At 68.3% G+C, this 11,816-nt stretch carries 6 protein-coding genes; 2 read left to right on the top strand and 4 right to left on the bottom strand.

The window, feature by feature from the left end; genetic code table 11:
• The first annotated feature begins 33 nt into the window (after positions 1-33).
• On the top strand, positions 34-699 hold the full coding sequence (locus tag ACFO3A_RS05265; protein ID WP_377724609.1) for a glutathione S-transferase family protein: 666 nt from the start codon (positions 34-36) through the stop codon (positions 697-699).
• Between the two features lie 25 nt (positions 700-724).
• On the opposite strand, the gene uvrA is transcribed toward ACFO3A_RS05265, so the two are convergent.
• Both uvrA and ACFO3A_RS05255 read right to left on the bottom strand, forming a co-directional pair.
• Positions 725-3,691 (bottom strand): excinuclease ABC subunit UvrA, encoded by a 2,967-nt coding sequence (gene uvrA, locus ACFO3A_RS05260; RefSeq protein WP_377724608.1) that lies wholly within the window; start codon positions 3,689-3,691, stop codon positions 725-727.
• 89 nt (positions 3,692-3,780) lie between these two features.
• Positions 3,781-5,388 (bottom strand): methyl-accepting chemotaxis protein, encoded by a 1,608-nt coding sequence (locus ACFO3A_RS05255; protein WP_377724607.1) that lies wholly within the window; start codon positions 5,386-5,388, stop codon positions 3,781-3,783.
• 303 nt (positions 5,389-5,691) lie between these two features.
• On the opposite strand from ACFO3A_RS05255, the gene ACFO3A_RS05250 reads away from it, so the two are divergent.
• Positions 5,692-6,879 (top strand): MFS transporter, encoded by a 1,188-nt coding sequence (locus tag ACFO3A_RS05250; protein WP_377724685.1) that lies wholly within the window; start codon positions 5,692-5,694, stop codon positions 6,877-6,879.
• Between the two features lie 86 nt (positions 6,880-6,965).
• On the opposite strand, the gene ACFO3A_RS05245 is transcribed toward ACFO3A_RS05250, so the two are convergent.
• Positions 6,966-7,784 carry a carbon-nitrogen hydrolase family protein gene (locus ACFO3A_RS05245; protein WP_377724605.1) on the bottom strand — a complete coding sequence of 273 codons (819 nt, stop codon included), beginning with the start codon at positions 7,782-7,784 and terminating at the stop codon, positions 6,966-6,968.
• Positions 7,781-11,797: a YhdP family protein gene (locus ACFO3A_RS05240; RefSeq protein ID WP_377724603.1), complete on the bottom strand. Its 4,017-nt coding sequence runs from the start codon at positions 11,795-11,797 to the stop codon at positions 7,781-7,783. The genes ACFO3A_RS05245 and ACFO3A_RS05240 overlap by 4 nt, the downstream gene beginning before the upstream one ends.
• Positions 11,798-11,816: the final 19 nt, after the last annotated feature.

The following is an 11,816-nucleotide window of genomic DNA, read 5'->3' as shown; positions in this document are numbered from 1 at the left end:
GGCGGCTTTGAGTATTAAAAACGGAGACTAACCATGATCGAGCTGTACCACTGCGTGAGTGCGCGTTCCTTGCGCCCCTTGTGGATGCTGGAGGAACTGGGGCTGACCTATCGGCTGCACATGCTGCCTTTCCCCCCCAGGGTGCAGGCGCGGACGTTCTTGCAGGACAACCCGCTGGGCACGGTGCCGTTGCTGGTGGACGGCGCCACGCGCATGACGGAGTCGGCGGCCATGTGTGATTATCTGGTGCGCCGTAGCGGCAACACCACCCTGCAAGTGCGGGAGCAGGAGGCGGATTTTGGTGCGTACCTGAACTGGCTGCACATGAGCGATGCCACCTTGACCTTCCCCCAAACCCTGGTACTGCGCTACCGCCACTTCGAACCCCCCGAGCGCCAGCAGCCCCAGGTGGCCGAGGATTACGCCCGCTGGTTTCTGGCGCGTTTGCGGGCGGTGGAAGCGGCGCTGGGCCATGCCCCATTCTTGTGTGCCGGGCGTTTTACGGCAGCCGATGTGGCGGTGGGCTATGCCCTGCTCCTGGGCCAGCACCTGGGTCTGGCAGACCACTACCCCCCTGCCGTACAAGCCTATTGGGCCGACCTGCAGGCACGCCCCGCTTACCAGCGAAGCCTGCAGATCCAGCAGGAGGCGGCGCAAGCCCAGGGGGTCGACCCCACGCCTGCGCCTGACCTGCGCTGAATACGTACCTGCGTTCCGCCCGCTGCTACAAATAAGGGCGCAGATACCGCCCGGTGTGGCTGGCGGTATCTGCCGCCACCTGTTCCGGCGTGCCCTGGGCAACCACCTGGCCGCCACCGGCGCCGCCTTCGGGGCCGATGTCGATGAGCCAGTCGGCGGTTTTGATCACGTCCAGGTTGTGTTCGATGATGACGATGGTGTTGCCCGCGTCGCGCAGGCGTTGCAGCACGGTGAGGAGCAGCTCCACGTCGGCAAAGTGCAGGCCGGTGGTCGGCTCGTCCAGAATGTAGAGGGTGCGGCCCGTGTCGCGCCGGCCCAGCTCCAGCGCCAGCTTGACGCGCTGCGCCTCGCCGCCCGAGAGGGTGGTGGCGCTTTGCCCCAGGCGGATGTAGCCCAGGCCCACGTCCATCAGGGTTTGCAGGCGGCGGGCCAGGGCGGGCTGGTCGGCGAAGAAGGCCAGGGCGTCCTCCACCGTCATGTCCAGCACCTGGGCGATGTTTTTGCTTTTCCACTGCACTTCCAGCGTTTCGCGGTTGTAGCGCTGGCCGTGGCAGACGGCGCAGGCGACGTACACGTCGGGCAGGAAGTGCATCTCCACCTTGATCAGGCCGTCGCCCTGGCAGGCTTCGCAGCGCCCGCCGCCGCTGGCCTGGGCCACGTTGAAGCTGAAGCGCCCCGGGCCGTAGCCGCGTTCGCGGGCCGTGGGCGCCTGGGCGAACAGGTCGCGGATGGGGGTGAAGATGCCGGTGTAGGTGGCCGGGTTGCTGCGCGGGGTGCGGCCAATGGGGGCCTGATCGACGCAGATCACCTTGTCGATCAGCTCCAGGCCCAGCAACGCCTCGTGCGGCTGCGGCTGGGCGGCAGCGCGGTGCAGGCGGCGGGCGGCTTCGGCATACAGGGTGTCGTTGACCAGAGTGGATTTGCCCGAGCCGGACACGCCCGTCACGCAGGTGATGAGGCCGATGGGGAAGTCCACGCTTACCCCGCGCAGGTTGTGCCCGCTGGCCCCCAGCACGCGCAGGCATTGCAGGCCGGGGTGTTCGGCAGGCGGGGCGCTTTGCAGCGGCTGGCCGAAGGCGTTTTTCGGCAGGACGGGCGGCGGCACCGGCAGCGGCAGCCACGGTGTGCGCCGGGCGGGCACGGCAATCGAACGCTGGCCGCTGAGGTACTGGCCGGTGGGCGAATCGGGGCTGGCCATGATCTGCGCCACCGTGCCCTGGGCCATGATGCGCCCGCCGTGGATGCCTGCGCCGGGACCCAGGTCCAGGATGTGGTCGGCGCAGCGCATCATGTCCGCGTCATGCTCGACGACGATGACGCTGTTGCCCAGGTCGCGCAGGCGTTGCAGCGTGGCAATCAGCCGGTCATTGTCGCGCTGGTGCAGGCCGATGCTGGGTTCGTCCAGCACGTACATCACGCCGGACAGGCCGCTGCCGATCTGGCTGGCCAGGCGGATGCGCTGCGCCTCGCCGCCCGAGAGGCTGTCGGCGCTGCGCGACAGGTTCAGGTAGCCCAGCCCGACATCGGTCAGAAAGCGCAGGCGGTTGGTGATTTCCTGCAGGATTTTTTCTGCAATGGTGGCCTGGTTGCCGGTGAGCTGCACGCCCTCGCACCAGGCCAGCGCCTCGCTCAGGGTGCTGGTGCTGATGGCGTGAATGTTGCGCTGCTGCGCCCCCGCGCCGATGAAGACGTTCAGCGCCTCCACCCGCAGCCGGGCGCCGTGACAATCGGGGCAGGGGCGGCTGCTGCGCAGCGCGGCCAGGCTGTCGTGCAGCGGGCCGCTGGGGTGGCTGGCCCAGCGGCGCGTGAGGTTGGGAATCACGCCCTCGAACGGGTGCTGCACCGGCTGGCTTTGACCGTCGTGCCGGTAGGTGAAGGTGATGGCTTCGGTGCCCGAACCCCACAGCACCACGTCCTGCACGGCCTGCGGCCAGTTGGCAAACGGCGCTTCGATGTCCTGCCCGTAATGCCGGGCCACGGCTTGCAGCAGTTCGAAGTAGGTGCCGTGCCGCCGTTCCCAGCCGGGAATGGCGCCGTTGGCCAGACTGACCTCCGGGTGCGCCAGCACGCGCTGCGGGTCGAAGTCTTCCGCGCTGCCCAGGCCGTTGCAGGTAGGGCAGGCGCCCTGCGGAGCGTTGAAGGAGAACAGGCGCGGCTCCAGCTCGCCCAGGGCGTAGTGGCACTGCGGGCAGGCGAAGCGGCTGCTCAGGGTCAGTTCGGTATTGCCGTCCATGTCCAGTACCACGATGCGCCCGGCTTCCGGGGCCAGGCGCAGGGCGGCTTCCAGGCTTTCGGCCAGGCGTTGGGCGATGTCGGGGCGCACTTTGATGCGATCGACCACCACGGCGATGTCGTGGCGCTGGGTTTTGTCCAGCGCGGGCAGCTCGCCCGCCTGCACGATCTGCCCGTCGATGCGAAAGCGCACGAAGCCCTGGGCCTGCAACTGCGCCAGCAACTCGGCAAATTCCCCTTTGCGCCCGCTCACCACCGGGGCCAGCAGCATCAGGCGCGTGCCCTCGGGCAGTTGCAGCAGGCGATCGACCATCTGGCTGACGGTCAGCGCCTGCAAGGGCTGCCCATGCTGCGGGCAGTGCGGCACCCCGGCGCGAGCCAGCAGCAGACGCAGGTAGTCGTTGATCTCGGTCACCGTGCCGACGGTGGAGCGCGGGTTGTGGCTGGTGGCCTTCTGCTCAATGGCGATGGCGGGGGACAGGCCCTCGATCACGTCCACATCCGGCTTGTCCAGTTGCCCCAGAAACTGCCGCGCGTAGGTGGACAGGCTTTCCACGTAGCGGCGCTGCCCCTCGGCGTACAGGGTGTCGAAGGCCAGGCTGGACTTGCCCGAGCCGGACAGGCCGGTAATCACCACCAGCTGGTTGCGCGGAATATCGACATCGATGTTTTGCAGATTGTGGGTACGCGCCCCGCGAATGCTGATCAGGCGCTGGCCCAGGTAGGCCGCAGGCGGGGACAAAGGGAGGGTGGCAGACACAGAAGAACCGTTCGAGGCAAAACGAGGCAGAAGCAAAACGCCCCATGATAGGGGCGTTTGCAGCGGCGGGCAGGGAGGCTGTGGCCGGCTTATTCCTGGTAGCCCAGGGTGGGGGTATGGCTGCCGGGATGGCCGACACCGTCCCGCAGGCGGAACACGCTGACGGTCTGCACCAGCTGGTGCGACTGGGTCTGCAGGCTGGCGGCGGCAGCAGCCATTTCCTCGACCAGGGCAGCGTTTTGCTGGGTCACATGGTCCATCTGGGTGATGGCCTCGCCGATCTGGCCGACGCCTTCGCTTTGCTCGCGGCTGGCGGCGCTGATCTCGCCCATGATGTCCGTCACGCGGCGGATGGCGGTCACCACCTCCTGCATGGTATTGCCCGCCTGATCCACCAGCACGCGCCCTTCGTCGACGTGGGTCACGCTGTCGTGGATGAGCTGCTTGATCTGGCGGGCCGCATCGGCGCTGCGCCCGGCCAGGGCCCGCACTTCCGATGCCACCACGGCAAAGCCCCGGCCTTGTTCGCCGGCACGGGCCGCTTCCACGGCGGCGTTCAGCGCCAGGATGTTGGTCTGGAAGGCAATGCTGTCGATCACGCCGATGATGTCTCCGATCTTGGTCGAGTCGGCGTGGATGCTCTGCATGATGTGAACGACCTGCTCCACCGTCTGCCCGCCCTGGTCGGCGATCTGGCGGGCGTTGGCGGCCATCTGGTTGGCCTGGGCGGCGTTGTCGGCGTTGTGGCGCACGGTGGCGCCCAGTTCTTCCATCGAGGCGGCGGTCTGCTCCAGGGCACTGGCCTGGCTTTCCGTGCGGGCGGACAAATCCTGGTTGCCCTGGGCGATTTCGGCGCTGGCGGTGGCCACGCCTTCGGCGCCGTGGCGTACCTGGCCGACGATGCGGGTCATGCTCTCCTGCATCTGGTGGATGCCGTGCAGCACGCTGCCGTCATGCACTTTCTGCTGCTGGCTGCGGGCGGCCAGATCGCCGTGGGCCACGGCTTGCACCAGGGTGTTCAGCGCGGTGGGCTCGTCGCCCAGCTGGCGCAGGATGCTGCGCGAAATCAGCCAGATGGTGGCGGCCAGCAGCAGGGTGAAAATCCCGCCAATAAGCAAGGCCTCGATCACGCGCTTGAGGAACAGCGCCTGCACGTCATCGACATACACCCCGGAACCGACCACCCAGCCCCAGGGCGCGTAGCCTTTGACGTAGGAAATTTTGGCCACCGGGTTGTCGTGTCCGGGCTTGGGCCAGAGGTATTCGACAAAACCCTGCCCGTCCTTTTTCACCGTATCGACAAACGCGACGAACAGATGCTTGCCCGTGGGGTCGGTACTGCCGCTCAGGTCCTTGCCGTCCAGCTCGGGCCGGATGGGGTGCATCAGCATGTGAACCTGCATGTCGTTGACCCAGAAGTATTCCCCAGCGCCATAGCGCAGCTTGCCGATGGCCTTGAGCGCCCGCTCCTTGGCCACGTCCTCGGGCAGGTCCTGGCTTTTGGCCAGGTCGTGGTAGTGCGAGGCAATGCCGGCGGCGATGTCCACCATGCCTTTGAGGTTGTTGGAGCGCTCCGTCAGCATCAGGTTGCGTTCCGAGAGCATGAGCATGACCACCACGACCACCAGACCCAGGGCGGACAGGACGACGGCTGCCGTCAGACGGCGGGCAACGGTAAAGCGGGTAAGAAATTGCATGGCAAGTCCAGTCTGTGTATGCAAAAGGAAGCGGCCGGTGGGCGCGACAAGAATGGCACCGGGCCGACACAGTATCCTTGATACACCTGAAAGGTTTTGTTGGGAAGGCTGGGGTATTCCAGAAGATGCACGTCTTTTCTCCGGAATACGCACAATAGCGGGCCGTTCCATTCCTGGATGGAATTCCGTGCCTCAAGGGCCTGCACGTGCGGGCCTGGTTCTAGCTTTTTTTGCGGGAAGTCTCGCGTGTCCACTTCAACCTCTGCGGCAGCCGCCGCCACTTCCACCTCTGCCCCCAACAAGATGACCCGGCAGGAACTGCGCTCCAGCGGCAGCCTGGCGCTGATTTTTGCGCTGCGCATGCTGGGCCTGTTCCTGGTGCTGCCGGTCTTTGCCCTGGAGGCGCGGAACTACGCCGGGGGCGACGACCCGGCCATGGTTGGCCTGGCCCTGGGCATGTACGGGCTGACGCAGGCCGTCTTTCAACTGCCGCTGGGCCTGGCTTCCGACCGCTTTGGCCGCAAGAAGGTGATCGTGCTGGGCCTGCTGGTCTTTGCCGCCGGCAGCCTGATGGCCGCACTGGCCGACTCGCTCATGGGTCTGGTCTGGGGCCGTGCCCTGCAGGGCGCGGGCGCCGTCTCGGCGGCCGTCACCGCCCTGCTGGCCGACCTGACGCGCGAAACCGTGCGCACCAAGGCCATGGCCATGGTCGGCGGCAGCATCGCGCTGATGTTTTCGCTGGCGCTGGTCCTGAGCCCCCTGCTGGCCGGCTGGGTGGGGCTGGCCGGTATTTTCTGGATCACCCTGGCGCTGACCGTGGCCGGCATCGTCGCCGTCGTCGCCATCGTGCCGCCCGAGCCACGCCGGCATACCAGCCTGCCCCGTGGGCGCTTTGCCGACTTGCTGCACTACCCCGACCTGCTGCGCCTGAACGCCGGGGTCTTCGTGCTGCACACCGTGCAAATGGCCATGTGGGTGGCCGTGCCCGCCCTGCTGGTGCAGGCCGGGCTGGCCAAGGCGGCGCACTGGCAGGTCTACCTGCCGGCCGTGCTGCTGTCGTTTGCCGCACTGGGGCGCCTGTTTGCCATGGAGCGCAAGGGCCAGTTGCGCACCGCCTTGCTGCTGGCGATTGTGCTGATCCTGCTGGTGCAGGCCGGCCTGGGGGCGCTGACGCTGTCGGGTGACGCCCCCTCGCTGTGGCCGCTGGGCGCGGCCATGCTGGTGTTTTTCATCGGCTTCAACATGCTGGAGGCCACCCAGCCCAGCCTCGTCTCGCGCATGGCCCCGGACAGCCTGCGCGGCGCGGCGCTGGGGGCGTACAACACCTTGCAGTCGCTGGGCCTGTTTGCCGGGGGCTTTCTGGGCGGCCTGCTCTCGCGCCACGGCGGCATGGCCGGAGTGTTTGGCGCCACGGCGGTGCTGTGCGTGTTCTGGCTGGTGATTACATGGCCACTGCAACCCATAGGGCGCGAGGCGGTAAAGAATACATAAACAATAGCTTTTTCCGCTTGTATATATTGATATTCAGATTGCTTTAATCCTGAATATCGCTTGTATACAGCGGAAACAGCTATCTTTTAAAGAACGCGGTGTTCCAGCGCCGGGAGCTGGCGGCGCACCCGGGCCAGGTGGGCGCGGTCGAGTTCTGCCAGCACCACCCCGGGGCCGGGGTCGGTACGCTGGGCCAGCACCTCGCCCCAGGCGTCGACGGCCATGCTGTGGCCCCAGGTGCGCCGACCATTGACGTGCTGGCCGCCTTGCGCGGCGGCCAGGACGAAGCACTGGTTCTCGATCGCCCGGGCCCGCAGCAGCACTTCCCAGTGCGCCTGGCCGGTGGTGAAGGTGAAGGCGCTGGGCACGACCAGGATGTCCGCCCCGGCCTGGGCGTGGCGGCGGTACAGCTCGGGAAAGCGCAGGTCGTAGCACACGCTCAGGCCCACGCGCCACGGCTGGCCGCTGCGGTCGGTGATGTCGGCCACCACGGGCTGCGTGCCGGGCTGGATGACGGCGGCTTCGTCGTACTGCTCGCGTTCGGTGCCGAAGCGAAACAGGTGAATCTTGTCGTAGCGGGCGCTGCACCGGCCTTGCGGGTTGAACAGCAGGCTGGTGTTCAGGACCCGCTGCGCCGCCGTGCCGCGCAGCGGCAGGGTGCCGGCGATAAGCCACAGGCCGAATTCAGAGGCCCAGGCGGCCAGCGCGTCCTGGATCGGGCCGTGGCCGAAGTCTTCCGCCCAGGCCAGCTTGTCCTGGTCGTGCAGGCCCATGCCGCAAAAGTATTCGGGCAGCAGCACCAGTTCGGCGCCCTGGGCGGCAGCCTGGGCGATCAGGGCGCGGGCGCCGGCAAGGTTGGCAGCCACGTCCGGGCTGCTGCACATCTGCAGGGTGGCGGTTTTCATGGGGTCTCCTGGGGCACGGTTGCCGGGGTGGCGGCAGCAGCGGGGGTGACAACGGGGTCTTCCCAGCTGCCGGTAACGTCGAAGGTGCGCGTGGCCGCCGCAATGGCCGGGCCGCGCAGCAGCGCCTGGGCGATGAAGCTGCCCAGGCCGATCACGGGGTTGATCGCCGTGGCCACCAGGGAGGCGGTCATGGCGTTAATCTCCGGCACCACCACCAGGCGCAGCTGCTGGGTTTCGTCCTGCAGGTTGGCCTGGCCTTCCATCAGCACGGCGGCATTCAGCCCCTTCATCTGCAGGTTGTTGGTGCGGGCGATGCCGTTGGCCACGGCGATGTCGCCGCGCACGAAGTCGAAGGCGAAACCGGCGTTGAACACGTCGCGGAAATCCAGCGACAGGCGGCGACTGATGGACTGCAGGCTGAGCACGCTGAGCAGCCGCCCGATGCCGGGGTCGGCTTTCAGGAACTGGCCCTTGCCCATGTCCAGATGCACCGTGCCGTCCATGCTGGGCCAGTGCGGGGTGGCCGGGCTGCCCTGCCAGCCGAGCTGGCCGTGCAGTGTTCCGCTACCGTCGCGGACCACGCCGGGCATGCCCAGGCGTTCGAGCAGCCGGCCGGCATTCTCCGTCTCCAGCGTGAAGTCCACGTTCGTGCGACGGGGGCTGCCGGGCACGGCTGCAGCCCAGTCGCCGTGGGCCTGCCAGCGGGTTTCCGGGGTAATCAGCTGCAGGCGCTCCAGCGCCCAATTGCCCGGACGCGGCTGGCGGGCCAGCAAGGTGAGCTGCCCCAGTGCCTTGTCGGCCAGGGTGAAGTCCTGTACGCGGATGTCCAGGGCAGGCCAGTCCCCGGTGGCTGCCGGTGGAGCCTGGCCGCTTTGCTGCAGGTGCTCGACCTCGGTCTTGGGAATATGCAGGCGCTCCAGCCGGGCAAAGACCAGACCGCCGGGGTTGCGCTCGTCGGCGGGGTGGTATTCGACGTAGCCGGCGAACTGTTCGGCCTGGAGCTGCCCGTGCCAGCGGCCCTGGCGCTGCGTGAGCCGGGCGCTGCTGGGCCCCAGGTTGCGCTGGGCCAGCCGCAGCGCCTGCACGTCCAGCTGCAGGCGCTGCGGCAGGTAGCCGGCCCAGCCGCCCGGGGCCGCAGCGCTGCGGCTGTCGGTCGGGGCGGCATCGTCCAGCACCTGGCTCCAGGCGTCCAGGTCCAGCGCGGGCAGTCGGACGACGGCGGCAATGCCGTCGGGCAGGCCGGGCGGCAATGCCACGTCGCCCAGGGTGATGAAGCCGCTGCGCACCTGGCCCTGGGCGTCCAACTGGTAGCGCAACTGGCCGCGGTTTTCCAGCAGCACCTGCAATTCGGTGCCGCCGTTTGCCGGGGCGGTGGTGCGCACCAGCAGCGGCAGGCGGGTGTCGGCGGTTTTGTCCAGCGGGGCGGGCAATTGCAGCGCCAACCCCTGCAAATCGCTGCGCACGACCACTTCGGGGCCGCTGTCCAGGGCCGTGATGTCGACCCGGTAGGCGCTGCTGCCCTGGGCGTGGGCAGCCAGCTGGCGCACCAGGGCCAGCGGCGCTTCGGCCCGCAAGCCTGCGGCGCTGGCCTGACCAAGCGCCTGGATTTTCACGCCGGTCTGCGGATGCTGCATCCCGCCGGTCAGCTGGACGCTGCCGCCCAGGGTCTGGGCCTGAACCTGCTGCAGGGCAAAGCCGTTTTCCGAAAACGCGATGCGCCCCTGCGCCTGGCGCAGCACAGGGGTATCCGGGGTGAGCTGCAACTGGTTGTGCTGCAGCTGGAGCTGCCCCTGGACGGTGCTTTTTTCCAGCCGGGCGATGGGCAGCTGCAACTGCAATTGCAATTGCGCCAGGCCCTCGGCACGGGCCTGGGCCAGGGCGCCTTCGGTCAATTGTTCGATGGCGCTGCCGCGCAGGGTGTGCAGCAAGGCGTTCAGCGGGGCCTTGTCCTGGGCCTGGACGTGGACCACCGGGTCGCTCAGGTCGGCAATGTCGGCGTGGAGATGGGCCAGTTGCAGCCGGGGAATGGGGCCCTGCGGCCCGGCAAAGCCGGTGCGGGCATCCCGTACCTGCATCCGGGCGCCGTCGAAAATCAACAGCCCGGACAGGCCGTGCAGTACCGGCCAGGGGGCCTGCCCGGCCGGGCGCAGGTGGGCGGGCACGTAGTCGTAAATGGCATCGGCAATCTGTGCGGCAATGTAGAACCGTCCCTGCGCATCCGGGCCATGAAACGGCAGGTGGTGCAGGTCGCCCTGCACGGCAAAGCGCACGTCCCGGCTGCTGCCGGCACGCACGCTGTCACGCACGTAGTGGCGGGCCTCGGCAGGAATCTCCAGGGGCAGGTAGCGGTGGACGCGGGTGCCGTCGGCACGCGTCAGGCTTCCGCTCAGGTCCAGCACGCCGGGGAAGGGCCGGGCGTTGTCGTCGCCCGTGCGCCAGTGCGCCTGCAGGCTGCCGGCGGCATCGGCATTGGCAAACCGGGCGTTGTTCACCTGCACCTGCCAGCGCCCCTGCCGGTGCGTCCAGCGCACTTGTGCCTGGAGTTGATCCAGGGGGAGAGTCGGGTCTTCGAACACCCCGGGCAGTTCCAGGTGGCCCCGAGCCATGTCCAGTTCGGCGCTGCCGCCGTCCTCGGTCAGGTCGAAGCGCAGGTTCAGGCCCGCCACGCCGGGAATACCGACGCCGGTGGCGTCCGGCTGGCTGCGCAACTGCAACTGTGTGAGGTGGCCGCTGGCCTGGTAGCGGGGCTGGCCACGGTCGTGGCTCCAGCGCAGTTGCAAGCGTTCGATCTGCCCGGCCGGGGCCAGGCGCTGCAGCGGTTCCTGCACGGCGCTGGGCAGGGGCGCCACGGGCAGTTGTGCCAGCAATTCGCGGGCCAGCCCGATGTCGGCACGGGCCAGTTGCAGGCGCAGGTGCTGCTGCGCATTCGCTCCGGCGCTTTGCACCGACCAGCTGCTGGCGGGCCAGTGCTGCGCGGGGGCATCCTGGTGGTGGGGGTGCCAGGTAAAGCCCCAGTCACTGGCCTGCACCGCCCAGGCGCTGGGGGCGCTGCCGTCCGGGCCGGCCTGCCATTGGGCACTCAGGCGGCCCTGCACCTGGCTCAGTTGCAGGGGCGGGTGCGCCGGGTCGCGCCATTGCACGCGGGCCTGCTGCAGGGCCATGTCGGTGCTGGTGCCGACCACTGCGCCTTCGTGAACATCCATCCACAGCCGGGCTTGTCCCTGCCCCTGGATGTTGGCAATGCCCCAGGCCGCAGGCCAGGGCAGGCGGGGCAATTGCTGCAATTGCAGCTGGGCGAACCATTGGCCGCTCCAGCGCTGCCAGACCGGCTGGCGGCCCGGCAGCAGCGGGCGGCGGAACAGGCCGCTGGCGTGCAATTGCTGGCCCTGGTCGTCCTGCGCATCCAGGCGCAGGGCATGGCGCCAGTGGTTGCCGCGCAGCACCAACCGGACATCGTGCAGGGTGATGTCCTGCCCCTGCTGCGCGTCGCTGAACCGGATTTCGCCCTGGGCCAGGGCCAGCTCGGGCTGTTCCAGCAGCCATTCCAGGGCACGGGGGTTGCTGCTGCCTGTGGCGTCGAAGGTCAGCCCCGCCACCTGCCAGCGCCCGTCGGCCAGGCGGCGCACGTCCAGCACCGGGGCGTCGATGAACAATTGCTCCAGCCCCCCGCGCAGGATGGAGCGCGGCGAAACGGTCAGCACCGCCCTGGGCAGCCGCAGGGCCGGTTGCTGCTGGGCGTCGAGCACCTCGATGCCTTCGAGCTGCAACGTGGGAAACAGCCCGTTGGCCTGGGCCTGCAGCCGGGCGATGCGCACGGGAGCCCCTATGGCGTGGCTGGCCCAGCGCTCCACGTAGGCGCCCCACTGCGGGATTCGCGGCACAATCAACAAGTGCAATCCGCCCCAGATCAACAGGAACACCAGCCAGGCCGCCAGTGTTGCGCGTAAGGCCCAACGGGCAAACAGGGCCAGCCAGTGCAGACGTCGGGAGGGAAGCGGAGCGCAGTTGTTCATTCTGGGAAGGTCGATCAGC

Origin of the sequence: Comamonas nitrativorans, from assembly GCF_042654765.1 — a bacterium.
Lineage (GTDB): Bacteria > Pseudomonadota > Gammaproteobacteria > Burkholderiales > Burkholderiaceae_C > Comamonas > Comamonas nitrativorans.
This window is presented reverse-complemented; position numbering and strand designations above follow the sequence as displayed.

What these genes read in the sequence shown, in the direction of transcription:
- ACFO3A_RS05265 (WP_377724609.1), top strand. Translation starts at nt 34, where the DNA reads ATGATCGAGCTGTACCACTGCGTGAGTGCGCGTTCCTTGCGCCCCTTG.
- ACFO3A_RS05255 (WP_377724607.1), bottom strand. Translation starts at nt 5,388, where the DNA reads ATGCAATTTCTTACCCGCTTTACCGTTGCCCGCCGTCTGACGGCAGCC.
- ACFO3A_RS05250 (WP_377724685.1), top strand. Translation starts at nt 5,692, where the DNA reads ATGACCCGGCAGGAACTGCGCTCCAGCGGCAGCCTGGCGCTGATTTTT.
- ACFO3A_RS05245 (WP_377724605.1), bottom strand. Translation starts at nt 7,784, where the DNA reads ATGAAAACCGCCACCCTGCAGATGTGCAGCAGCCCGGACGTGGCTGCC.
- ACFO3A_RS05240 (WP_377724603.1), bottom strand. Translation starts at nt 11,797, where the DNA reads ATGAACAACTGCGCTCCGCTTCCCTCCCGACGTCTGCACTGGCTGGCC.